The 25080-nt window shown below is 64.0% G+C and carries 20 protein-coding genes; 8 read left to right on the top strand and 12 right to left on the bottom strand.

What is annotated here, in order from left to right:
* Positions 1-20 precede the first annotated feature (20 nt).
* The 4 genes from BJP62_RS16375 to BJP62_RS16360 form a co-directional block, all read right to left on the bottom strand.
* Positions 21-1211, bottom strand: coding sequence for a surface lipoprotein assembly modifier (locus BJP62_RS16375; RefSeq protein ID WP_145927238.1), 1191 nt, complete (start codon positions 1209-1211; stop codon positions 21-23).
* Between the two features lie 355 nt (positions 1212-1566).
* The gene (locus tag BJP62_RS16370) at positions 1567-2040 is read right to left on the bottom strand and encodes a PEP-CTERM sorting domain-containing protein (RefSeq protein ID WP_070531407.1); all 474 of its coding nucleotides are present in this window, start codon (positions 2038-2040) and stop codon (positions 1567-1569) included.
* Between the two features lie 374 nt (positions 2041-2414).
* The gene (gene dacB, locus BJP62_RS16365) at positions 2415-3854 is read right to left on the bottom strand and encodes a D-alanyl-D-alanine carboxypeptidase/D-alanyl-D-alanine-endopeptidase (protein WP_070531404.1); all 1440 of its coding nucleotides are present in this window, start codon (positions 3852-3854) and stop codon (positions 2415-2417) included.
* Entirely contained in the window at positions 3851-4093 is a 243-nt protein-coding gene (locus BJP62_RS16360) for an oxidoreductase-like domain-containing protein (RefSeq protein ID WP_070531401.1), read from the bottom strand. Before BJP62_RS16360 ends, dacB begins: the two co-directional genes overlap by 4 nt.
* 16 nt (positions 4094-4109) lie before the next feature.
* Between BJP62_RS16360 and dnaX the strand changes: the two genes are divergently transcribed.
* The 3 genes from dnaX to recR all read left to right on the top strand — a co-directional run bounded on the left by dnaX (position 4110) and on the right by recR (position 7187).
* Entirely contained in the window at positions 4110-6020 is a 1911-nt protein-coding gene (gene dnaX, locus BJP62_RS16355) for a DNA polymerase III subunit gamma/tau (RefSeq protein WP_070531397.1), read from the top strand.
* Positions 6021-6058: 38 nt separating this feature from the next.
* Positions 6059-6388 (top strand): YbaB/EbfC family nucleoid-associated protein, encoded by a 330-nt coding sequence (locus BJP62_RS16350; protein ID WP_070531394.1) that lies wholly within the window; start codon positions 6059-6061, stop codon positions 6386-6388.
* 199 nt (positions 6389-6587) lie between these two features.
* Positions 6588-7187: a recombination mediator RecR gene (gene recR / locus BJP62_RS16345; RefSeq protein WP_070531391.1), complete on the top strand. Its 600-nt coding sequence runs from the start codon at positions 6588-6590 to the stop codon at positions 7185-7187.
* 33 nt (positions 7188-7220) lie between these two features.
* Here recR and BJP62_RS16340 read toward each other — a convergent pair whose 3' ends face one another.
* The 8 genes from BJP62_RS16340 to edd all read right to left on the bottom strand — a co-directional run bounded on the left by BJP62_RS16340 (position 7221) and on the right by edd (position 16783).
* Positions 7221-8303: an ABC transporter ATP-binding protein gene (locus tag BJP62_RS16340; RefSeq protein WP_070531388.1), complete on the bottom strand. Its 1083-nt coding sequence runs from the start codon at positions 8301-8303 to the stop codon at positions 7221-7223.
* A gap of 11 nt (positions 8304-8314) precedes the next feature.
* Positions 8315-9163 carry a carbohydrate ABC transporter permease gene (locus BJP62_RS16335; RefSeq protein ID WP_070531385.1) on the bottom strand — a complete coding sequence of 283 codons (849 nt, stop codon included), beginning with the start codon at positions 9161-9163 and terminating at the stop codon, positions 8315-8317.
* Entirely contained in the window at positions 9156-10055 is a 900-nt protein-coding gene (locus BJP62_RS16330) for a carbohydrate ABC transporter permease (RefSeq protein WP_070532866.1), read from the bottom strand. Before BJP62_RS16330 ends, BJP62_RS16335 begins: the two co-directional genes overlap by 8 nt.
* A 102-nt stretch (positions 10056-10157) precedes the next feature.
* On the bottom strand, positions 10158-11402 hold the full coding sequence (locus BJP62_RS16325; protein ID WP_070531383.1) for an ABC transporter substrate-binding protein: 1245 nt from the start codon (positions 11400-11402) through the stop codon (positions 10158-10160).
* A 229-nt stretch (positions 11403-11631) separates the two neighbouring features.
* A complete protein-coding gene (locus BJP62_RS16320) occupies positions 11632-12663 on the bottom strand; it encodes a porin (RefSeq protein WP_070531380.1) in 1032 nt (343 codons plus the stop codon).
* Between the two features lie 389 nt (positions 12664-13052).
* The gene (gene gap / locus BJP62_RS16315; RefSeq protein ID WP_070531377.1) at positions 13053-14057 is read right to left on the bottom strand and encodes a type I glyceraldehyde-3-phosphate dehydrogenase; all 1005 of its coding nucleotides are present in this window, start codon (positions 14055-14057) and stop codon (positions 13053-13055) included.
* Positions 14058-14267: 210 nt separating this feature from the next.
* Positions 14268-14891 carry a bifunctional 4-hydroxy-2-oxoglutarate aldolase/2-dehydro-3-deoxy-phosphogluconate aldolase gene (eda, locus tag BJP62_RS16310; RefSeq protein ID WP_070531374.1) on the bottom strand — a complete coding sequence of 208 codons (624 nt, stop codon included), beginning with the start codon at positions 14889-14891 and terminating at the stop codon, positions 14268-14270.
* Between the two features lie 65 nt (positions 14892-14956).
* Positions 14957-16783 (bottom strand): phosphogluconate dehydratase, encoded by a 1827-nt coding sequence (gene edd, locus BJP62_RS16305; protein WP_070531372.1) that lies wholly within the window; start codon positions 16781-16783, stop codon positions 14957-14959.
* Positions 16784-17153: 370 nt separating this feature from the next.
* Here edd and zwf point away from each other — a divergent pair, with 370 nt between their 5' ends.
* The 5 genes from zwf (at position 17154) to aceE (ending at position 25058) form a co-directional block, all read left to right on the top strand.
* Positions 17154-18605, top strand: a complete 1452-nt coding sequence (gene zwf / locus BJP62_RS16300) for a glucose-6-phosphate dehydrogenase (RefSeq protein WP_070531369.1) — start codon at positions 17154-17156, stop codon at positions 18603-18605.
* A 202-nt stretch (positions 18606-18807) separates the two neighbouring features.
* The gene (pgl, locus tag BJP62_RS16295; protein WP_070531366.1) at positions 18808-19506 is read left to right on the top strand and encodes a 6-phosphogluconolactonase; all 699 of its coding nucleotides are present in this window, start codon (positions 18808-18810) and stop codon (positions 19504-19506) included.
* Positions 19507-19632: 126 nt separating this feature from the next.
* A complete protein-coding gene (gene hexR / locus BJP62_RS16290) occupies positions 19633-20478 on the top strand; it encodes a transcriptional regulator HexR (RefSeq protein WP_070531363.1) in 846 nt (281 codons plus the stop codon).
* Between the two features lie 204 nt (positions 20479-20682).
* Complete coding sequence (gene pgi, locus BJP62_RS16285; protein WP_070531360.1) at positions 20683-22329, top strand: glucose-6-phosphate isomerase; 1647 nt, start codon at positions 20683-20685, stop codon at positions 22327-22329.
* 71 nt (positions 22330-22400) lie between these two features.
* Positions 22401-25058, top strand: coding sequence for a pyruvate dehydrogenase (acetyl-transferring), homodimeric type (gene aceE, locus BJP62_RS16280; protein ID WP_070531357.1), 2658 nt, complete (start codon positions 22401-22403; stop codon positions 25056-25058).
* Positions 25059-25080: the final 22 nt, after the last annotated feature.

The following is a 25080-nucleotide window of genomic DNA, read 5'->3' as shown; positions in this document are numbered from 1 at the left end:
TCATTCCTGTCCATTCCTGTTCAAAACATCACCTTCAGATCGACGCCGGCCTGCACGGCGCGGTAGTCGTTCTGCGACAACGCCGAATCACGCGCCTGATGCTGGCCGTACACCGACAGCTGCCAGGCCGGGTCCGGCCGGTACTTCAGGCCCAGGCGCCAGTAATCGGTCTGCTGGCTGTAGGCGAGCACCTGCCTGAGCTGCTTGTCCTCGCGCCGCCACGACAGCTCGACGCCGACCAGCGCCGTCGCCTGCCAGGCGCCACCGACGCCGTAGCCCTCGATCAGGTTGCGGCCGATGTTCTGCCCCGGCGCCTCGAACGCGCGCCGGTAATCGGCGTACAGCCGCGTCTTCTCGCTCGCCTGCCACGACAGCGCGATGTCGCCGGTCGGGCTGCGCTGCCAGTCGTCCTCGATGCGGTACTTCCAGTTCGTCCAGCCGTAGCCCGCCTGCAGCCGGGTCTTGGCGCCGAGCGGCCAGACGCCGCCCAGCCTCGCCTGCCACTGGCGGTAACCGCGTTCGTCGGCCGGCATGGTCAGCAGCGCCTCGCTGTATTCGACCTGCATGTAGTCGAGCCGCGCCGACACCTCGCCGCCAAGACCGCTGCGGTAACGGACGCCGCCACCGGCACCGTCCTGCCGCAGATCGAGGTAGCGGCGCCGGTCGTGCTGCTGCCGGCTGCTCGTCAGCGAGCCCTGCAATGCCCAGTCCGATGTCAGCGCATACGCCGTACTCAGCTCGCCCCCCTGCTTCCGGACCAGATCCTTGATTCCCAACTGCACGTCCTCGAACTCGGACAGCGTGCGCTCGTCGCTGTAGCCCAGCCGCCCCGACCACGCGCTGCCCCACTGCCAATCCCACGCCAGCAGCCCCTGCCAGCCGGTGTAGTCGAGCTGGCGATGCCGTGTGTACGTCGGCCGCGACAGCTGCGCATCGAGCAGCAACACCTGCCTCGAAACCGGCCAGTTGGCGCGGATGCCGACGCTGGGGTCGACGATCACGTCCGCCTTGCTGCCCCCGTACTGCGCCGCCGGCACCCCGTCGGCCAGCCGGAACACGTTGCTGTCGTACACGGTGGACACGTCGGCATGGACGATCAGCGGATCGGTTTCGTCGACCGCCGCCTGCGTCGCAGGCGCGAGCAGCCCGGCCAGCGATACGGCGACCCGGCCAAGCTTGCCCATCCGGCCGCCGAATCCCGCTGCCTCCACGTCCCCACCCTCGGAAATCACATTGCCGCCTGGTCAAACCGGCACCCTTGCGCCGCCGACCTGCCCAATTCGCGCCCGGGCGCACACCCGCTCAAGGTCATTGCGCCCGAGTGCCCCATCATTAGAAAATCCTGATTCAAAGGAAACCGAATTGACCGCTGCGCGATGGCAATTCCAATTCCGGATTGAAAGCGGCAGCAAACCTATCACGCAGGCAATGACAGAATCTTTGCATTAACGATGCAAAACAATGACCGGGCCGGAAAATGCCAGCCGCTTAAAGCGGCGGCCGGCTTACTGCAATGACCGGCGCGGGGATGCGGACCTGCCGGCAGTCCGCCCCCCGGCTTCAGGCTTAAGCCGCGATCGCGGTACGCTGCTTACGACGACGCGACAGCAGCACGCCGAGCAGGCCGGCGCCCATCAGCGCGTAGGTTTCGGGTTCCGGCACCGGCACCACGTTCAGGTTCAGCTTGCCGACCCAGTTCGCGTCCTTGGTCACGGCAAAGAACGACGTGTAGGTACCGGCAGCAGGCAGGTTGAAGCTGCCGCTGAAGCTGCGGGTACCCTGGTTGAATACCAGGCTCTGCAGGCCGACCAGTTGGCCGACCGGTGCCAGCTGGTAGCTGACGGCGAACAGGTTCGCCAGGCTGCCGGTCAGGTTGGCCGGCAGCAGTTCGAAGGTCAGCGTCGACGGGCCGGCGACGGTGAAGGTATCGGCAGCGGCGATCGGCGCCACGCCAACGTTGTAGGTCTTGCTGAACGCGGCATGGCTCAGGCCGGCGGCGGCAAACATCGTCACCGCGGCAATTGCTTTCAAGCTCTTCATGAAAAACTCCTAATATAAGCAAAATGTTTATTACAATCGCCTGATTAACAGCTTAAGGTTTTTGCTTTTATGCCGCGGAGAATGCCATGGGATACATGTCATTACAATGACGAATGAATAATTAACTATTGGCTAATATTAGAATTGGTTTGCACATCCGCGGCCAGACTGGCCTGGCGCCGGATCAACATCCGATCCGTAATGAAAAAATAATCACTACGAAACAAAACAAACCGTATTGACCGCAATGGACAATACGCCATTCCACTGACACCGGCCGGAATTAAAGAACCGATGAATTGGCGATGCAATTCATCGGCGCATATCGGTGCTGACACGTCAGCGGCGTGGCAGCGGGAAATCCGAGCGCCGGATCAGTGGCGCAGCGCAGCGATCTCGGTCGACGAGCGGGTGGCAACCCAGCGCAGCAGCGCATCGAGCACCGGCATTGCACCGGGTGCCTTCGGGTGATTGAGCAGCGCGACGACAACCCAGTCGCGGCCCTGCTGGTCGCGCACATAGCCGGCGACGGCGCGCACGTCCTTGAGCGTACCGGTCTTGATGTGTGCGGCGCCGGCTTCGTCTTTCAAGCGCTTCTTCATCGTGCCGTCGATGCCGACGATGGGCAGCGAAGAGATGAATTCGGGCGCCAGCGGGCTGCGGTAGGCCGACACCAGCATCCGGCCGAGGTGTTCGGCGCTGATCCGCTCCACCCGCGACAGGCCGGCGCCGTTTTCCAGATGCAGCTCGGCCATGTTCAGCCCCTGCTGCTGCAGCCAGCCGCGCACGCGCGCATCGGCCGCGGCCGCCGTGTCGCCGGCCGGATCGGGCGAGGTCGCGCCGAGCGTCAGGAACAGCTGCCGCGCCATCAGGTTGTTGCTGAACTTGTTGATGTCGCGAACGGCCTCGGTCAGCGGCGGCGAGATGCTGGTCGCCAGCAGCCTTGCCTGCGGCGGCGTCACGCCGTCGCGCACCTGCCCGCTGAAGCGCCCGCCCTGCTCCTGCCACAGCGAGCGGAACAGGCTGGCGGTGTAGGAGCGGGCGTCGAGCACGGCAAAGTAGCGGTCGCCGGCGCAGTCGGCCGGGAAACGGCCGGCAACGCTCACGCGGGCCGATTGCCCCGCATCGTCGAGCCTGAGCTGGACACCGTCCTTCCATCCCGCACAACTGGCGCCCGCAGCCAGCTTCACCGAACTGTCGAGCCGCAACGCATCGAGCGCCGGCTCCAGCGTCGCGCGCACCGTGCTGCCGTCGCTGCGCAGCATCAGCCGCACGCTGCCGAAGTTGCTGACCAGCGCGTCAGGCGTCACCAGATACGGCTGGCCGGCCTCGTCGCTGTCGTCGTCGAACGCCGAGGTCGATACGGGCAGCCGGAACGCGCTGCGGTCGAGCACCAGATCGCCGCGGATCTCGCTGACGCCGGCCGCGCGCAGTTCGCGCACCAGCAGCCACATCCGCTCGAACGTCAGCTTCGGATCACCACTGCCCCTCAGGTACAGCGGGCCGTTCAGCACGCCGTTCGCGACCGGCGTGTCGGACAACAACTGCGTCTTCCAGCTATAGGCCGGGCCGAGCAGGTTCAGTGCCGACCAGGTGGTGACGAGCTTCATCGTCGACGCCGGGTTCATCGGCCGGGTGGCGTTCTCGAGCAGTACGGCCGGCCCGCCGTCGACCGGCAGGATCGCCGCCGCCAGCGCCGACGCCGGCACGCCGGCCTTGGCCAGCGCGGACTCGACGTCGACCGGCAGCGCCGCATTCGCGGCACCGGCGCACAGCCACAGTGACAACAGGGCTTGCTTGATCGTCGGTTTCATCGGCGCGGCAGGTCCTTGAACTCGGGATGACGTTGCAGCCACGCCGCATAGTCGCGGCGGTAGGCATGCAGCGCCTCGGCATAGGTGTCGAAAATGCACGGCTCGCAGCCGCTGCCGCAGCACTCCTCCAGCGCCGGCTCGAACGGCGGCTCGGGCGGCGGATCGTCGACGGGGAAAGCGGGTCGTTGTTGATTGTCTGCGGGCTGATTGTCTGCGGGCTGATTGGACGGAGTAGGCATCTGTTAGAATCCGGGCATGGCTTATCAAGTTCTCGCCCGCAAGTGGCGCCCCAGGACCTTTGCCCAGCTCGTGGGCCAGGAGCACGTGATCAAGGCGCTCTCGAACGCGTTTGCGAACGAGCGCCTGCATCACGCCTACCTGCTCACCGGCACGCGCGGTGTCGGCAAGACGACGATCGCGCGGATCATGGCCAAGGCGCTCAATTGCGAGACCGGCATCACCGCCGAGCCGTGCGGCGTGTGCGGCGCGTGTACGCAGATCGATGCGGGGCGTTTTGTCGACCTGCTGGAGATCGACGCGGCGTCGAACACCGGTATCGACAACATCCGCGAAGTGCTCGACAACGCCCAGTACGCACCGACCGCCGGGCGGTTCAAAGTGTACATCATCGACGAAGTGCACATGCTCTCGAAGAGTGCGTTCAACGCGATGCTGAAAACGCTCGAGGAGCCGCCGGGCCACGTCAAGTTCATCCTCGCGACCACCGACCCGCAGAAGGTGCCGATCACCGTACTGAGCCGCTGCCTGCAGTTTTCCTTGCGGCAGATGACGCCGCAGCAGGTTTCGGGTCATCTGCACAAGGTGCTCGACGCCGAACAGGTCGCTTTCGAACCCGGCGCGCTGCCCATCCTCGGCCACGCCGCCAACGGCTCGATGCGCGATGCGCTGTCCCTGCTCGACCAGGCGATCGCCTACGGCGCCGGCCAGGTCGAGGAAGCCGGCGTCCGGGCGATGCTCGGCGCGGTCGACCAGGGCTATCTGTTCGAACTGTTGAACGCGCTGCTGGCCCGTGACGGCGCGCAGCTGCTCGCGACCGCCGACAGCATCGCCGGCCGCGGCCTGTCGTTCGAAGCCGCGCTCGGCGAGCTGGCGCACCTGCTGCGGCAGATTGCCGTCGCGCAAATGGTGCCCGGCGCGCTGGCCGACGATCTGCCGGTGCGCGACGCGATCATCGCACTCGCCACGGTGATGTCGCCCGAGGACACGCAGCTCTACTACCAGATCGTGCTGCACGGCCGCCGCGACCTGCCGCTCTCACCGGACGAATACGCCGGTTTCACGATGACGCTGCTGCGGATGCTGGCCTTCGCGCCGAGTGACGCAGTCACGCTGGCGCAATTGCCCAAACAGCCGCCGAGCGATGCAGCCACACTAGCGCAACTCCCCAAGCAATCGCCGAGCAATGCAGTCACGCCGGAGCATCTGCCCAAACAGCCACCGAGTGATGCAGCCACACCGGCGCAACAGCCCAAACAGCCGCCGAGTGACGCAGCCGCGCCGGCGCAATTGCCCAGACAATCGCCGGGCGAAACCGGCGCACCGTCGCCGGCACGTGCTGCGCCGCAAGCCGTCGTACCAGCCACAACCGAAACGCCTGCGGCTGCACCTGCACCTGCACCTGCACCTGCACCTGCACCTGCACCTGCTGCGAGTGTGGCGCCGGCTCAGGACATGCCACCTTGGGAAGACGCCCAGCCGGCGAACGAGCCGGCACCACGCGCACCGTATCCGGAAGAAGCCGAACCGGCTGCACCGGTCGTCGCCGCACCGTTCGACGGCGACTGGCGCGCACTGGTGGTGCAGCTCAAGCTCGGCGCCGCCGGCATGCTGGCGCAGAACGCCGAACTGATGGGCTGGCGCAACGACCGCTTCGAGCTGCTCGTTGCCGACGCCCACCGCGCCGTCGCCACGCGCGACTTCCAGGACAAGCTGCGCGAAGCGCTGTCGCAACATTTCGACCGCCCGATCCAGCTGGTCGTCACGCTCGGCGAAGCCGGCGGCGACACTCCGGCGGCGCAACTGCTGCGCGAAAAGGAACAGCGCCAGGGCGAGGCCGAAGCCGAAATCCAGAACGACCCGTTCGTCCAGACGCTGGTGCGCGACTTTGCCGCCACCGTCCTGCCCGATTCGATCAAACCACTCTGACGTCGCAAGCCGTCGATCTTCACACTCAGGAGCACATCATGTTCAACAAGGGTGGCATTGGCCAACTGATGCAACAAGCGCAGAAAATGCAGGAAAAAATGCAGAAAGCGCAGGAAGAACTCGCCAACGTCGAGGTCGAAGGCCAGGCCGGCGCCGGCATGGTCAAGATCGTCATGACCTGCAGCCATGCGGTCAAGCGCGTGTCGATCGACGATTCGCTGCTCTCCGACGACAAGGAAATGCTCGAAGACCTGATCGCCGCCGCGTTCAACGACGCACAGCGCAAGGCCGAGGCGACCAGTCAGGAACGCATGGCGGGCATGACCGCGGGGCTGCCGCTGCCGCCGGGCTTCAAGCTGCCGTTCTGAGAGTCTATCGAATCAGGCGGCTGCGCCTTCGCATTTTGTCCCCGTCCGATGCCCGGCCCCCCGCAAGGGGGCTACCTCCGGGTCGTCCTCATGGACCTCATGTTGATGAAGGTTCCTGCTCTTCGGGCGGGGACAAACTGCTTTGGCTCGCTCGCCTACTACGATAGATTCCGTGCATCGTTGCCCTATCCCTTCCTCCATGTCCACAGTCCCCTCCTCGCTCCAGCAACTGATCCAGGCGCTCAAGGTGCTGCCCGGCGTCGGCCCGAAGTCGGCCAGCCGCATGGCCTATCATCTGTTGCAGCGCGATCAGGCCGGTGCAGCCAATCTGGCACATGCAATCGAGTACGCGATCGCGACGCTCAAGCATTGCCGTCACTGCAATACCTTCACCGAGGCCGAGGTCTGCGAGATCTGCCGCGATGACGAGCGCAGCCGGCACCAGCTGTGCGTGGTCGAGATGCCGACCGACCTGCTGATGATCGAACAGACGCTCGCCTACCAGGGGCTGTACTTCGTGCTGATGGGCCGTTTGAGCCCGCTCGACGGCATCGGTACCAAGGACATCGCCTTCGAACGTCTGCTCGAGCGCGCCAGCGACGGCGAAGTCGGGGAGGTCATCCTCGCGACCAACTTCACCGTCGAAGGCGAAGCAACCGCGCACTATCTCGCCGAGACCCTGCGAGCACGCGGCCTCAAGGTCTCGCGCATCGCCCGCGGCCTGCCGGTCGGCGGCGAGCTCGAACACGTCGATCCGAGCACGCTGGCACAGGCGCTGGTCGAGCGGCGCGGCCTGTAAGCAGAATCTCCCCGATCCCCCCGCCGGGCGCGTTCAGCCGATCCGCACCTCGGTATCGGGATCGAACAGCACGGCCTTGCCCATGTCGGGCCGCAGCTTGATGATGGCGCCCGGCAAGCGGGCGTCGCGCGGATGCAGCCGGGCCTGGACGCCAATGCCGTTGACGCGGGTGAACACGATGGTGTCGGGGCCGGTCGGCTCAAGCAGGTCGATGCTGCAAGCCAGGCCGTCGGCCGCCACATCCCACTGTTCCGGGCGGATACCGACGATCACCCGCTTGCCGACATGGGCGGCATAGCGGGCACTGTCGGGCAGCGGCACGAAACACGCCGCCTCGCCGCTCTGCAGGCTGACGCCGACCACCCCGCCCTCCCTGGCCAGATGGGCCGGGATGAAGTTCATCGACGGCGAGCCGATGAAGCCGGCAACGAACAGGTTGGCCGGCGTGTCGTAGATCTGCTGCGGGCTGCCGAACTGCTGGATCACGCCGTCCTTCATCACCGCGATCTTGTCGCCGAGCGTCATTGCCTCGATCTGGTCGTGGGTCACGTAGACGATCGTCGTTTTCAGCCGCTGGTGCAGCTGCTTGATCTCGGTGCGCATCTCGACCCTGAGCTTGGCGTCGAGGTTGGACAGCGGTTCGTCGAACAGGAAGAGCTTGGGGTTGCGCGCCAGCGCCCGCCCCATCGCGACACGCTGGCGCTGGCCGCCCGAGAGCTGGCCGGGCTTGCGGTCGAGCAGATGATCCATCTGCAGCATCTTCGCTACCCGCGCAATGATTTCGTCCTGCTCCTTCTTCGGCACGCGTCGCGTCTCGAGCCCGAAGGCAATGTTCTGCCGCACATTCATCGTCGGATACAGCGCGTAGCTCTGGAACACCATCGCGATGTCCCTGTCCTTCGGCGCCACATCGTTGACGATGCGGCCGGCGATGTGGACCTCGCCGCTGGTCGGCGACTCGAGGCCCGCGATGATGTTCATCAGCGTCGATTTGCCGCAGCCCGAAGGTCCGACCAGAATCAGGAACTCGCCCGCATCGACATGAATGTCGATGCCCTTGAGGATCTGCGTGTCACCGAAACGCTTGATGACGTTCTTGATGGCCAATGCCCCCATCGGTCCTCCCCTTATCCCTTGACGGCGCCGGCCGACAGGCCGCGCACGAAGTACTTGCCGGCCAGCACGTAGACGGCAATGGTCGGCAGCGCGGCGATCAGCGCCGCCGCCATGTTGACGTTGTATTCCTTGACCGAGGTCGAGGTGTTGGCAAGATTGTTCAGCCCCACGGTGATCGGCTGGCTCTCGCCGCTGGAAAACACCAGGCCGAACAGGAAATCGTTCCAGATCTGGGTGAACTGCCAGATCAGCGTCACCATCAGGATGGGCAGCGACATCGGCAGTACGATGCGCACGAAGATGCGCCAGAAGCCGGCGCCGTCGAGCCGCGCGGCCTTGATCAGCTCGTCCGGAATGCCGACGTAGAAGTTGCGGAAGAACAGCGTCGTACCGGCGATCCCGCAGACGACGTGGACGAACACCAGCCCGAACATCGACCGGGCCAGCCCGAACCAGCCGAGTGTCTGCGCCATCGGCAGCAGCAATACCTGGAACGGGATGTAAAGCCCGAACAGCAGCATCGCGAACGCCAGCTCGGAACCGCGGAAGCGCCATTTCGACAGCACGTAGCCGTTGAGCGCGCCGAGCGCGGTCGAAATCAGCACCGCCGGGATCACCATCCTTACCGAGTTCCAGAAATAGCCGGACAGTCCCGAGCATTCGATCCCGGTGCACGCGGTCCCCCATGCCTTGCGCCAGGCATCGAAGCTGATCGCGCCGGGCAGCGACAGCAGATTGCCGGCGCGGATTTCGTCCATGGTCTTGAGCGACGTCGACAGCATCACGTACAGCGGCAGCAGGTAGTACAGCGCCGCGATGATCAGGACGGCGTAGAGCACGCTGCGCCAGGGTCTAGACATGGCGGCTCCTCCGCAGCTCCGAATACAGATAAGGCACGACGATGGCCGACACGGTGAGCAGCATCATCATCGCGCTCGCCGCGCCCAGCCCCATCTGGCCGCGGGTAAACGCCATCTGGTACATGAAGGTCGCCGGCAGATCGGACGAGAAGCCGGGGCCGCCACCGGTCAGCGCCATCACGAGGTCGAAGCTCTTGATCGCGATATGCGTGAGGATCATCAGGGTCGAAAAGAACACCGGCCGCATTGCCGGCAGCACGATGCGCCAGTAGATGCGCGGCAGGCCGGCACCGTCGATCTGCGCGGCCTTGATGATCGAATCGTCGATGCCGCGTAACCCGGCGAGGAACAGCGCCATCACGAAGCCCGACGACTGCCAGATGCCGGCAATGACGATCGTGTAGATCGACCGGTCCGGATTCACCAGCCAGTCGAAACTGAAGCCGGCGTAGCCCCAGTCATGCATCAGCTTCTCCAGCCCCAGCCCCGGATTGAGCATCCAGCCCCAGGCCGTGCCGGTGACGATGAACGACAGCGCCAGCGGATACAGATAGATCGTCCGCAGCGTACCCTCGGCGCGTACCTTCTGGTCGAGCAGGATCGCCAGCACGATGCCGACCACCATCGCCCCGCCGATGAACAACACGCCGAAAATGAATAGATTGTGCACGGCCACCCACCAGCGCTCGCTGGCAAACAGCGCCTCGTATTGCGCCAACCCGACCCACTCGTAGTTGGGCAGCAGCCGCGATGCGGTGAACGAGAGCGCGCCGTTCCAGGCGATGAACCCGTACAGGAAAACCAGGACCAGCAGGAACGACGGCGCCAGCACCAGCCGGGGCAGCCAGTGCTCGGCGAAGCCGTAGTGCGCCGGGCGCGATATCGCGGACATGTAGAAGACCTCCAGGGCAGGCAAGATCCGGCCGGGCGCTACCCGGCCGGCAGAGACGGTCGCCGGCTGCGTCTGCACGCAGCGCGACACTCACCTTCCGGATCAGCGGACCTTGGCCGCAGTGGCAAGCTTCTCGGCAGTCTTCTGTGCGCTGGCCGCGTCGTCGTTCCAGAATTGCGAGATCACGTCGTACATCGCGCCCTGCGTCGCCGACGACATTGCCATGCCGTGCGCGAACGACGGCAGCAGCGTGCCCTTGGCCGCGTCGGCCTTGAAGTCCTCGGCCGACTTCTTGCCGCACTCGTCGAACTTGCTCATGTCCATGCCCATGCGCGCCGGAATCGAGCCCTTGTTGAGGTTGAACAGCTCCTGGAACTGCGGGCTCATCAGCGTTTCGGCCAGGTTCTTCTGTCCCTTGACCGCATTCTTGTTCGGCAGCTTGAACATCACGAAGCTGTCGATGTTGAACGTGTACGCACTGGCGGTCCCCGGTGCGGCGACACAGAGGAAATCCTTGCCCGGTACCTTGCCGGCGGCGAGGAACTCGCCCTTGGCCCAGTCGCCCATGAACTGCATCGCGGCGGTGCCGTTGATGACCATCGACGTGACGAGATTCCACTCGCGGCCGGCGCTGGCCTTGTCGGTGTACGGCTTGATGCGCTTGTAGGTCTCGAGCACCTTGACCATTGTCGGCCCCTTCAGCGTGGGCTGATCGAGCTGGACAAAGGCTTTCTTGTAGAAATCGGCACCGCCGACGCCGAGCGCCACGGTTTCGAATACCGTCGCGTCCTGCCACGGCTGGCCGCCATAGGCGACCGGCTGGATGCCCGCCTTCTTCAGCGCATCGGCGACCTTGAAGAACTCTTCCCACGTCGTCGGCGCCTTGACGTTGGCCTTCTTCAGCAGCAGCGGATTCACCCACAGCCAGTTGACGCGGTGGACGTTGACCGGCGCGGCGACGTACTGGCCCTTGTACTTCATCACGCTGGACACGGCGGGCGGCAACACCTTGTCCCAACCGTCCTTCTTCGCGACGTCGTCGATCGACGCCAGCACGCCCTCGGCGCCCCACTCCTGGATCGCCGGCCCCTTGATCTGTGCCGCCGCCGGCGGATTGCCCGACACCACGCGCGCCTTCAGCGCAGTCATCGCGTTCTCGCCGGCGCCACCGGCAACGGCAAAGTCCTTCCACTTGTAGCCCTTGGCCTCGAGCATCTTCTTGAGCTCGCCAGCCGCCTTGGCCTCGCCACCGGAAGTCCACCAATGCAGCACCTCGACCTCGGCTGCATTCGCCGCAAACGCCATCGCCAGAACCGCGGCCCCCATCGACATACGCACAGCTTGCATTCTTCTTCTCCCCTCGGAGCGGGCCACCCCGCGGTGACCTCGTTCAGGAAGCGTAGGAAAGATGAAAGGACGCCGATATCAGGTGATCGCCGATCAGGTCAGGAATGTAGGGCCGACACCGTAGGCTACAAATTGAATCGGCGCCCCCGCAGGCGCGCCGATCGAAATGAAAAAAGGGCGACCGAAGTCGCCCTTTCTAAGACCTAGCAAATCGAATCAAACGAATCGATTAGAAGCCGGTCCAGGTACCGAACAGCAGACGGTAGCTGTCGCTATCCTTAGCCAGGGTTGCGTAGTTTGCGCCCATGACCGCATTTTCGCCGGCCATCGAGTAACGACCTTGAACGTAAGCAACGGTGTTGTTCGACAGCGAGTAGTTCCACTGACCGTAGATCACGTTCGAGTCGCTATCGTTGATCTTGCTGCCGTTTTGCTCAACATCGTCGAAGTAGTTGTAGGTCAGGCCAACGGTGTGCTTGCCAGCCGAGTAAATACCTTGAACGAAGTACTGGTTCTGGTCGCCAGCGAGACCGGCCCACGAATTTTCCCAGCCTTTGTAACCAGCCTTGACGGTGAAGGCGCCGAAGTTGTAGCCACCTGCAACAAACCAGAACTTGCTCGGATCTTGCTGGTGCGTCAGCACGCCGCCGACAACAGCGTTGGCTTCGGCTTGCTGATAGCCAGCGTCGATCATGAAGCCACCACCCGAGTAACCGGCGGTCACGTCAACGAAGTATTCTTGGTCAACGCCATCAACCTGGTTTTGTTGGCCCAGGAACGAGTACTGACCCGAGAACGAGAAACCACCCCAGTTCGGCGAATCATAGGTGATTGCGTTGTCCGGGTTGAAACCAACCAGACCCAGTTCGGCAACGTGCATCGCGCCGCCCAGGTTGCCGTACGGCCAGTCCAGCTTCAGGTACGAAGGAGCGTAGGTCTTACCGAAACGCAGGGTACCCCAGTCGCCTTGCCAGCCGCCCCAAGCTTCACGGTTGCCCCAGGTCTTGTCCTTTTGTTCACGGTAGTTTTCAACACCGGTCCAGATCTTCCAGATGACCTTGGAGCCGTTATCGAGCTTGTCGCTACCCGAGAAGAACAGGCGCGGCTCAACGTCGAGTTCGACTTCGTCACGGAAGCCGTTCGCATTGGAACCGTGGATATAGATGTCGGCTTCGATCGAACCGCCGATGGTGACTTCGGCGAAAGCCGGAGCCGCGAAAGCAGCTGCCAGGGAAGCAGCAACCAGAGCACGTTTGAACATTTATAGGTCTCCTAGATACGAGAGTTGGTTTCTTTCTAATTAGATGAAGAACCAGCCGTAACAGCACGATTTGCGGTACGTCTGACGCAACCTTGCTCTACGGGGCCAGAATAAAAGAATCGACTTGCTACGGGCAAACCCGCCTGCGCTTACGCGGTGAAACCGTTGCCCACATACAACACGTCAAATAAAAAACCGCCTGTAAGCGGCGGTTTTTAAAGTGTTTTCTGTTTCTACACACGTTCGAGCCCATGCTCCGCGGTGCCTTGGCAAGGCAGTGGATACGGCTCGAGCATCTCAGCTCATTGTCATGGTACGACAGCGCTTCCCTGTATCCAGCCAACAAAAAACCCGCCGAAGCGGGTTCCTTGTTCTGCGTGAAATGCGACTTACTTGGCAGCCATCACGCGGACCATTTCCAGCACCTTGCTGGAGTAGCCCCACTCGTTGTCATACCAGGCCACGAGCTTGACGAAGGTCTTGTCGAGTGCGATGCCGGCGTCGGCGTCGAACGTCGAGGTGCAGGCTTCTCCGCGGAAGTCGGTCGAGACGACTTTTTCGGTGGTGTAACCGAGCACGCCCTTCATCGGGCCTTCCGACGCTGCGCGCATGGCGGCGCAGATTTCTTCGTAGCTCGCTTCCTTGTTCAGCTCGACGGTCAGGTCGACGACCGAAACGTCCGACGTCGGCACGCGGAACGACATGCCGGTGAGCTTACCCTTCACTTCCGGGATCACCACGCCGACGGCCTTGGCGGCACCGGTGCTCGACGGAATGATGTTTTCCAGGATGCCGCGGCCGCCGCGCCAGTCTTTGTTCGACGGGCCGTCAACGGTCTTCTGCGTCGCCGTCGCCGCGTGGACGGTGGTCATCAGGCCGCGCTTGATGCCGAAGTTGTCGTTGATGACCTTGGCGATCGGGGCCAGGCAGTTGGTCGTGCACGACGCGTTGGAGATGATGTTCTGGCCGGCATAGGTGCTGTCGTTCACGCCGTAGACGAACATCGGGGTGTCGTCCTTCGACGGTGCCGACATGATGACCTTCTTGGCGCCGGCGGCAATGTGCTTCTCGGCGGTTTCCTTGGTCAGGAACAGGCCGGTCGACTCGACGACGACATCGGCACCGACCTCGCCCCACTTCAGTTCGGCCGGATCCTTGATCGCGGTCAGGCGGATGGTCTTGCCGTTGACGACGAGATGGCCGCCTTCGACCTTCACATCACCCTTGAACTTGCCATGCACCGAGTCGAACTTGAGCATGTAGGCGAGATAATCCGGCTCCAACAGGTCGTTGATACCGACAATTTCAATGTCGTCCGCGAAGTTGTAGACGGCGGCACGGAATACCATGCGGCCGATGCGGCCGAAACCATTGATACCTACTTTGATAGCCATGGATCATCTCCAGATAAATAGAGGATGGAACAGATTGGACGGTCAGAGCATACAAGCGCCGGCACAAGGCGCCTTTGTGCCATGACAAGCATCGTACGTACATTAGGGACTTACGCGACCGTCATAGTCAGATGGAGCACTGCGCAAGCCTTCAGTCTACCAGTCGAAGGGGACGGGCAGCATTTTGCCGCCCCTTGCGACGACCTGTGGTCAGGCGCGCAGCGCGGCCGCTTCACGGGCAAGCTTGGTGATGCCGGCCCAGTCGCCGTTGGCGACCATGTCCTTCGGTGCAAGCCACGAACCGCCGACACAACCGACGTTCGGCAGCGCCAGCAGCTTCGCCGCCGACTCGAGCGACACGCCACCGGTCGGGCAGAACAGGATCTGCGGTAGCGGGCCGCCCATGGCCTTGAGCATGCCGAGGCTGCCGGCCTGTTCGGCCGGGAACAGCTTGAGCGCATCGAAGCCTTCTTCGAGTGCGGCGATCGCTTCGGACGGCGTCATCACGCCCGGCAGCAGCTGGATGCCGGCTTCGCGCGCGGCGGCGGCGAGCCTCGGCGTCAGGCCCGGGGTCACGGCGAACTTGGCGCCGGCAGCCTGAGCCAGGGCGAACTGCTCGGGGCGCACGACGGTACCGACGCCGACGATGGCGTCCGGCACGTTGTCGGCGATCGCCTTGACGGCCTCAAGCGCAGCTTCGGTCCGCAGGGTCACTTCCAGCACGCGAATACCGCCGTCGACCAGCGCCTTGGCCAGCGGCACGGCGTGTTCGACCTTCTCGATCACCAGCACCGGCATGACCGAGCACGAACGCATGATTTCACGAATTTGCATGGCAGGGTTCCTAATGTATTAAGCAATAAGTGAAAGCCGGCCCGGAGGCCGGCTGACGATTGACATCAATGCGCGAGACCGAGGCTCAGCGCACCTTCTTCGGCACCGGTCGCCTGCAGGCGGAAACCGGCAAACAGCTCGCGGCCCATGCCGTGGCCGTTCTTGCTCATGTCGGCGGTTGCGCATTCGCGCTTGGCCCATTCGGCCGCGTCGACCTTGGCGACCAGATCGCCGGTCACCGCGTCCAAGCGGATGACGTCGCCGGTACGGACCTTGCCGAGCGGGCCGCCCGAGACGACTTCCGGGGTGATGTGGATCGCCGCCGGCACCTTGCCCGACGCGCCGGACATGCGGCCATCGGTCACCAGCGCGACCTTGAAGCCGCGGTCCTGCAGCACGCCGAGTGCCGGGGTCAGCTTGTGCAGCTCCGGCATGCCGTTGGCACGCGGCCCCTGGAAGCGTAGAACCGCAATGAAGTCCTTCTCGAGTTCGCCGCGCTGGAACGCCGCGAGCACGTCGTCCTGGTCGTCGAAGACGATGGCCGCCGCTTCGACGACGCGATGCTCTTCGGCCACGGCCGAGACCTTGATCACGGCGCGACCGATATTGCCCTCGAGTACCTTGAGGCCGCCGTCCTTGCTGAACGGGTGGGTATGCGGGCGCAGCACCGTGTCGTCGCCGGACTGGACCGGCGACTCGCGCCAGACGGCCTTGCCGTCGTCGCCGAGGAGGGGCTCTTGCGAGTGGGTGCGCAGGCCGTGACCGGTGCAGGTCAGCACGTCGTCGTGCAGGAAGCCGCCGGCGATCAGTTCGCGGATCAGGTAGCCCATGCCGCCTGCGGCGTGGAAGTGGTTCACGTCGGCCGAGCCGTTCGGGTAGACGCGCGCCAGCAGCGGAACGACTTCGGACAGGTCGTGGAAATCGTCCCAGTTGATCTCGATGCCGGCCGCCTTGGCGATCGCGACGAGGTGAATCGTGTGGTTGGTCGAGCCGCCGGTCGCCAGCAGGCCGACGATGCCGTTGACGACGGCCTTCTCGTCGATGACCTTGCCGACCGGGATGAACTCGTTGCCGAGCGCGGTGATCTGCGCAACACGGCGCGCAGCGGCGGCGGTCAGCGCATCGCGCAGCGGGGTGTTCGGGTTGACGAAGGCGGCGCCCGGCAGGTGCAGGCCCATCACTTCCATCAGCATCTGGTTGGAGTTGGCGGTACCGAAGAAGGTACACGTGCCCGGGCCGTGGTAGCTGCCCTCTTCCGATGCCAGCAGCTCGTCGCGACCGCACTTGCCTTCGGCGAACAGCTGGCGGACCTTGGCCTTGTCCTTGTTGGAGATACCCGAGGTCATCGGGCCGGCCGGCACGAAGATCGCCGGCAGGTGGCCGAACTGGAGCGCGCCGATCAGCAGGCCCGGAACGATCTTGTCGCAGACGCCGAGGCAGAGCATGCCGTCAAAGACGTTGTGTGACAGACCCACCGCCAGCGACATCGCAATGACGTCGCGGCTGAACAGCGAGAGTTCCATCCCCGGCTGGCCCTGGGTCACGCCGTCGCACATCGCCGGCGTGCCACCGGCGAACTGCGCGGTCGCACCGACTTCGTGCACGGCCGCCTTGATGATCGCCGGGAAGGTTTCGAGCGGCTGGTGCGCCGAGAGCATGTCGTTGTACGAGGAAACGATCGCGATGTTCGGCTGGCGCATCTCGCGCATCATGATCTTGTCGCCTTCGGGCGCGGCGGCCCAGGCGTGCGCCTGGTTGGTACAGGCCAGCCCCTTGCGGACCGGTTCCTTCTGGGCAGCAGCTTCGAGGCGCTGCAGATAGCGGGTACGCGATTCACGGCTGCGCTCGATGATGCGGGCCGTAACTTCGGTAAGACGGGGGTGTAAAGCCATGACGAACTCCGGTTGACCGCGCCTCGACACGCGCTGCTACATGGATCGCGGTAGTGTATGTCGCAAGATTACGGCGTAGTTTTACTACAACCCCCTAGCAAACTCAACCACAACTGCTTACGAAGCGGCATTACCGCAACGCACCATTTTCGTTCAACGGCGCGGCTTTGCTGGATTTTTCGGCGAATGACGTTCGGGAAATCCCGAACGCCGCCGAAAGCGTTTGCGCCGGATTTTGCGCATGTAGTAACATTACGAAGTCTTACTACGCCCAGACCTCGGCGCGTATGCAGCCCCCGCCCAACAGGCCAGGGGACAACGGATGGACCTGCACGCGGCCGAGTTCAACGAATAACTCAGGAAGGATGCTATGACCCAGATCGACGCGTTCGACATGGTGCTGTTTGGCGGCACCGGTGACCTCGTGATGCGCAAACTGTTGCCGGCGCTGTATCACCAACACCAGGACGGCAACCTGCCGGCCGAAGGTCGTATCGTCTGTCTGGGCCGCAGCGTGCCCGATACCGCCGCCTACCTCGACAAGGCACACGCGCTGGCCAAGGGCTACCTCGGCAAGCATTACAACGACGCCGACTGGGACTCGTTCGCCGCCCGCATCCAGTACCTGAAGATCGACGCCAACAAGCCTGAGGAATTCGGCCTGCTCGCCGACGCGCTGAACGAGTTTCCGAAGCGTGCTCGCGTGTTCTACCTGTCGACCGCGCCGGACCTGTTCGCACCGATTTCGAAGAGCCTGGCCGGTGTCGGCCTGACCAAGGGCAATGCCCGCGTGGTGCTCGAAAAACCGCTCGGCCACGATCTCGCCTCGTCGAACAAGATCAACGACGAAGTCGGTCAGTACTTCGAAGAACACCAGATCTACCGGATCGACCACTACCTCGGCAAAGAGCCGGTGCTCAACCTGATCGCACTGCGTTTTGCCAACACGCTGCTCGAACCGCTGTGGCGCCGCGAATGGATTCGCGACGTGCAGATCACCGTGACCGAACAGGTCGGCGTGGAAACCCGTGCGGATTTCTACGACAAGACCGGCGCGCTGCGCGACATGATCCAGAACCACCTGCTGCAACTGCTGACCATCGTCGCGATGGAGCCGCCGGCGAGCATCGACGCCGACGCGGTCCGCGACGAGAAGCTCAAGGTCTTGCGCGCGCTCAAGCCGCTGACCGTCGAGGACGTCCACACCAAGGTCGTCCGCGGCCAGTACCGCGCCGGTGCAGTCGGCGGCAAGCCGGTGCCGGGCTACCTGGAAGAGCCGGATGTCCCGGCGGGCTCCAAGACCGAAACCTTCGTCGCGCTCAAGGCCGAAATCCAGACCTGGCGCTGGGCCGGCGTGCCGTTCTTCCTGCGGACCGGCAAGCGCCTGCAGGAGCGCCTCGCCGAGATCGTCATCAACTTCCGCGAGGCACCGCATTCGATCTTCGGCAAGATGGGTACGCCGAACCGTCTGGTGATCCAGCTGCAGCCGGATGAGTCGGTCCGCCTCTACCTGATGGCCAAGGAACCGGGCAACCAGGTCCGCCTGCGCCCGGTCCACCTTGACCTCGACTTCAAGGAAACCTTCACGACCCGCAGCCCGGAAGCCTACGAGCGCCTGCTGATGGACGTGATCCGCGGCGACCTGTCGCTGTTCGTCCGCCGTGACGAGCAACGCGCCGCGTGGAAATGGGTCGAGCCGATCATCGACACCTGGGAAGCCAGCCCGGACGCGCCGAAGGCCTACACCGCCGGCACCTGGGGCCCGGCCGCGTCGTCGGCACTGTTGTCGCGCGACGGCCTGTGCTGGCACGAAGAAAGCTGAAAACTTGCTGCGCGGCGCCATGGCTTTGTCGCGGGCGGGCTCGACCTCCTCATGGACATCTAGTCCATTCCGGGGGCTCGCCCTTCCGCTCCGTGCCCTGACGCCGCTCGCTGCGTTTTGCTCCGGCACGCTGCACGTACAGATTATTTAAATTAGGCGCTCCGCCCTTCGCTGGCGTTGTGTCCGTCCCCCGAGGTAGGCAATGGCTTTGCAATGGCATGAATTCGCGTCGAAAGACCAACTCGACGCGGCGCTGGCCGCGCACATCGCCGAGCGCCTGAGCGCGGCGATCAACGCGCGCGGCGCGGCGAGTCTGGCCGTTTCCGGCGGCCGCACGCCGGCCGGCATGTTTGCCGCGCTGTCGCAAGCTCAGATCGACTGGCGCCGCGTCAACGTCACCCTCGTCGACGAACGCTGGGTCCAGCCCGACCACGCCGACAGCAACGAGAAGAGCGTGCGCACCCATCTGCTGCAAGGGCCAGCGGCCAAGGCCAACTTCATTTCGCTGGTCAACGGCGCGGCGACCCCGCACGAAGCGCTGCCGGCGATCGAAGCGCGGCTGGCGATCTTCCCGACGCCGATCGACGTGCTGATCCTCGGCATGGGCGACGACGGCCACACCGCATCGCTGTTCCCGGATGCGGCCGAACTCGAAGCCGCCTGCGCATCGACCGCGCTGCTCGCCGCGGTCACGCCGCCGGTCGCGCCGCACCAGCGCATCACGCTGACCCTGCCGACGATCGCCAGGGCGCGCGACGTCATCGTCCATGTCACCGGCGAAGGCAAGAAGAGCTTGCTGCTGACCGCGATGTCCGAGGACAAGCCGGTGCAGCAGCAATACCCGATCCGTCGCGTGCTCGATCAGGTCGCGACGGCCAAGTCGGTGTTCTGGACCGCCTAACACCAGTACCGCGCACGGGGCCGAGAGGCCCCGTGGTTCCAATCACGTTTGACTGAGAACCGGGCGATCCCCGGCCCAGCCGAGCTACAGCTGGCCCGATCGCCGTTTGAGTGAGACCCACCGACCATGCTCGAACGTATCAAGACCCTGATCGACACCCTGAGCAAATCCGAGCGCAAAGTCGCCGAACTGGTACTGGCGCAACCGAATCTGGTTGCCAACGCGCCAATTGCCCAGATTGCCGACCTGTCCGGCGTATCGCAGCCGACGGTGATCCGCTTCTGCCGCAGCCTCAACTGCTCGGGCCTGCAGGATTTCAAGCTCCGGCTGACCCGCAGCCTGGTGTCGGGCGTGCCCTATGTCCACTCGATGGTTTCGGCCGACGATTCGGCGCACGACCTCGCCAAGAAGCTGTTCGACAACAACATCTCGCACCTCTTGCGCTGCCGCAACGAGCTCGATACCGAAGCGCTCGAGCGCGCGATCAAGGTGCTGGCGAACACGCACAAGATCGAGGTCTGGGGTCAGGGCCAGTCGGGCGCCGTCGCGATCGACGCGCAAAACAAGTTCTTCCGTCTCGGCGTGCCGACCGTCGCCTACACCGACCCGCACATGCACGGCATGAGCGCGTCGATGCTCAAGCCCGGCGATGCCGTCGTCGCCGTCTCCAACTCGGGCCGCACGCTCGACATGCTTCGCTCGGTCGAGATCGCCCGCGATGCCGGCGCCGACGTCATCGGCATCACCCACTCGAAGTCGCCGCTGGCCAAGCGCTGCAACATCTGCCTGTTCGCCGACACGATGGAAGACCCGGACCTGTACACGCCAATGATCACCCGCATCGTCCATCTGGTGATCATCGACGTACTCGCCGTCGGCGTGGCGCTCAAGCGCGGCCCCGAACTGATCGACCAGCTCGAGAAAATGAAACGCAACCTGAAGGAAAAACGGGTTCGCGGGCATGACAACTAAAAACCTGTTCCGGCAGGCGAGCGAGCCAAAGCAGGCTGGTGCCGCCCGAAGCGCGGAATCCGCATGGACATCTAGTCCATGAGGAATCCGGGCATCGAACGGCGGCAAAATGCGCAGCCGCAGCCGCTTGACCTGAGAGAATCAAAGACCGCGGCCCACCGCGGCAAACGTACCGTGAAGAAAAACGTGAGAAGGAAAGAGTCGATGTCGAAGTTGACCCAGTCGCCGGCGTGGCAAGCGCTCGCCGCGCACTATCAGGAAGTGGCGCCGCTGCACATGCGCGAGCTGTTCGAGCAGGATGCCCGGCGCTTCGAGAAATTCTCGATCGAATCGGGCGGCCTGTTCTTTGACTATTCGAAGAACCGCATCACCGAAGAAACGATGTCGCTGCTGTTCAGGCTGGCCGAGCAGTCGGGGCTGAAGGCGCGCATCGAGCAGATGTTCTCCGGCGAGAAGATCAACATCACCGAAAACCGCGCGGTGCTGCATATCGCGCTGCGCAACCTCGACAAGAACCCGATCCTTGTCGACGGCGAAGACGTGATGCCCAAGGTCAACGCGGTCAAGGAGAAGATGTTCCAGTTCTCCGACGAGATCCGTTCGGGCGAGCGTACCGGCTACACCGGCAAGGCCTTCACCGACATCGTCAACATCGGTATCGGCGGCTCGGACCTCGGCCCGGTGATGGTCTGCAACGCGCTGAAGGACTTCGGCCACCAGCGCCTGACGATGCATTTCGTCTCGACCGTCGACGGCGACCAGATCGTCTCGACGCTGAAAAAGCTCAACCCGGAAACGACGCTGTTCATCGTCGCGTCCAAGACGTTCACAACGCAGGAAACGATCACCAACGCCCGCACCGCGCGCAAGTGGTTCATCGACCGCGTCGGCAACGAGACGCACATCGCCAAGCATTTCGTCGCCGTGTCGACCAATGCCAAGGCCGTGGCCGAATTCGGCATCGACACCAACAACATGTTCGAGTTCTGGGACTGGGTCGGCGGCCGCTATTCGCTGTGGTCGGCCATCGGCCTGCCGATCGCGATCTATCTCGGCAAGCACGACTACCAGGACCTGCTCCACGGTGCCTACACCATGGACGAGCACTTCAAGAACAAGCCGCTCGAGCAGAACCTGCCGGTGATCATGGGCATGCTCGGCATCTGGTACGTGAACTTCTTCGGTGCCAACACCCAGCTGATCTCGCCGTACAACCAGGCGCTGCAACGCTTCCCGGCCTATCTGCAGCAACTGGACATGGAATCGAACGGCAAGACCGTCGACCTCGACGGCAACCGCGTCGACTACCACACCGGCCCCGTGGTCTGGGGTGATGCCGGCATCAACGGCCAGCACGCCTACTACCAGATGCTGCACCAGGGCTCGCAGCTGGTGCCGATCGACTTCATCGCCAGCATCGAGCACCCGGAAATCCCCGAGCCGCACAGCACCATCCTGATGGCCAACTTCTTCGCCCAGACCGAAGCGTTCATGCGCGGCAAGAACGACGCCGAAGTGCGCGCCGAGCTCAGCGCGGCCGGCATTACCGGCGATGCGCAGGACGAACTGGCACCGCACAAGATTTTCGAGGGCAACCGTCCGACCAACTCGATCCTGATGCAGCGGCTGACGCCGCGCCGTCTCGGCGCGCTGATCGCGCTGTACGAGCACAAGGTTTTCGTCCAGGGGACGGTCTGGAACGTCAACTCGTACGACCAATGGGGCGTCGAACTCGGCAAGCAGCTGGCCAAGAAGATCGAGAGCGATCTGGTCACGCCAGGGCTGACCGCGAGCCACGATGCGTCGACCAACGGATTAATCAACTACTACAAGCGGAACGTGCCGCGCTGAACGCTCTCAGCGAGGCGCCGAACCGCGACTCACCACTACTAACCTCTTTAGTTAAAAAGGTAGAGACATAAATGGCAGAGCAGCATCACGATCTCGATCCGCAGGAAACACAGGAATGGCTGGCGGCGCTTGACGGCGTCCTGGCCAACGAAGGCGCCGAACGCGCCCACTTCCTGGTCGAGCAGCTTGTCGATCACGCCCGTCAGGACGGCGTGAACATCCCCTACACCGCCACCACTGCGTACATCAACACGGTGCCGGCACATCTGGAAGCCAAGAGCCCGGGCAACCACGGCTTCGAAGAGCGCATCCGTTCGTACACCCGCTGGAACGCCGCGGCGATGGTCGTCAAGGCCAACAAGCCGGGCAAAGGCGATCCGGGTGGCCACATCACCTCGTTCGCATCGGCCGCGACGCTGTACGACGTGGGCTGGAACCACTTCTGGCATGCCCCGAGCGACAACCACGGCGGTGACCTCGTCTACTTCCAGGGCCACTGCGCACCGGGCATGTACTCGCGCGCCTTCCTCGAAGGCCGGATCACCGAAGACCAGCTCGACAAGTTCCGCAAGGAAGTCGACGGCGGCGGTCTGAGCTCGTACCCGCACCCGTGGCTGATGCCGAACTTCTGGCAGTTCCCGACCGTGTCGATGGGCCTGGGCCCGATCATGGCGATCTACCAGGCCCGCTTCATGAAGTACCTCGGCGACCGCGGCTTCGAACAGAAGGGCGACCGCAAAGTGTGGTGCTTCTGCGGCGACGGTGAAATGGACGAGCCGGAATCGCTGGGCGCGATCTCGCTGGCCGGCCGCGAGCACCTCGACAACCTGATCTTCGTGATCAACTGCAACCTGCAGCGCCTCGACGGCCCGGTACGCGGCAACAGCAAGATCATCCAGGAACTCGAAGGCGATTTCCGCGGTTCGGGCTGGAACGTCATCAAGGTCGTCTGGGGCTCGGGCTGGGACGCCCTGCTCGCCAAGGACGCCAAGGGCCTGCTGCAACGCCGGATGATGGAAGTCGTCGACGGCGAGTACCAGACCTACAAGTCCAAGGATGGCGCCTACGTGCGCGAGCACTTCTTCAACTCGCCGGAGCTGAAGGCGCTCGTCTCGAACATGTCCGACGACGACATCTGGCGTCTGACCCGCGGCGGCAACGATCCGCACAAGGTCTACGCCGGCTACAAGGCCGCGGTCGAGCACAAGGGCCAGCCGACGCTGCTGCTGGTCAAGACCGTCAAGGGCTACGGCATGGGCGCGGCGGGCGAATCGCAGAACGTCGCCCACCAGACCAAGAAGCTGTCGGAAGACGACCTGCTGCACCTGCGCGACCGTTTCAAGATCCCGCTCACCGATGAAGAAGCCAAGGCATGCAAGTTCTACATGCCGCCCGCCGACGCGCCGGAACTCAAGTACATGCACGAACGCCGCGCGGCGCTCGGCGGCTACCTGCCGGCGCGCAAGCCGGTCGACGAGCCGCTGCAGGTGCCGGGCCTCGATGCCTTCAAGGCGCTGCTCGAATCGACCGGCGAGCGTGAAAGCTCGACCACGATGGCCTTCGTTCGCCTGCTCGGCACGCTGGTCAAGGACAAGACCATCGGCAAGCGCGTCGTGCCGATCGTCCCGGACGAGTCGCGTACCTTCGGCATGGAAGGCATGTTCCGCCAGCTCGGCATCTGGTCGCACGTCGGCCAGCTGTACGCGCCGGAAGACGCCGACCAGCTGATGTTCTACAAGGAATCGACCACCGGCCAGATCCTGCAGGAAGGCATCAACGAAGCCGGCGCGATGAGCGACTGGATCGCCGCGGCCACCGCCTACGCCAACCACGGCGTGACGATGATTCCGTTCTACATCTACTACTCGATGTTCGGCTTCCAGCGTATCGGTGACCTGGCCTGGGCAGCCGGCGACCTGCGCGCCCGCGGCTTCCTGCTCGGCGGCACCGCCGGCCGGACCACGCTGAACGGCGAAGGCCTGCAGCACCAGGACGGCCACACCCAGCTGTTCGCCGAGTACATCCCGAACTGCGTCTCGTACGACCCGACCTTCGCCTACGAGCTGGCCGTGATCGTCCAGGACGGCATGAAGCGCATGTATCAGGATCAGGAAAACATCTACTACTACCTGACGCTGATGAACGAGAACTACGCGCACCCGGCGATGCCGGAAGGCGCGGAAGCCGGCATCCTCAAGGGGCTGTACAAGTTCCGCCAGGGCGACGCCGGCAAGCTCAAGGTCCAGCTGATGGGTTCGGGCACGATCTTCCGCGAAGTCATCGCCGCGGCCGAGCTGCTGAAGGCCGATTTCGGCGTCGACGCCGACATCTGGTCCGCGACCAGCTTCAACGAACTGCGCCGCGACGGCGTCAATGCAGCGCGCTACAACCTGCTGCACCCGACCGCCGAGCAGCAAGTGCCGTACGTGACCCAGTGCCTGAAGGGCGCCGAGGGTCCGGTGATCGCCGCGACCGACTACAAGCGCACCTTCGCCGACCAGATCCGCGAATACGTGCCGGGCAAGTATGTCGTACTCGGCACCGACGGCTACGGCCGTTCGGACAGCCGCGAGGCGCTGCGCAGCTTCTTCGAGGTCGACCGCTACCACGTCGCCGTGGCCGCGCTGAAGGCACTGGCCGACGAAGGCAAGATCGGTACCGACAAGGTGGCCGAAGCCATTGCCAAGTACGGCATCAACGCCGACCGTCCGGCGCCCTGGACCGTCTGATTGCGTGAGTGAGGCGTCCGGC

This window comes from Jeongeupia sp. USM3 (assembly GCF_001808185.1).
In the GTDB taxonomy this organism is placed as follows: domain Bacteria; phylum Pseudomonadota; class Gammaproteobacteria; order Burkholderiales; family Chitinibacteraceae; genus Jeongeupia.
The sequence above is the reverse complement of the archived record's forward strand: the minus strand, read 5'-3'. Positions and strand labels throughout refer to the sequence as shown.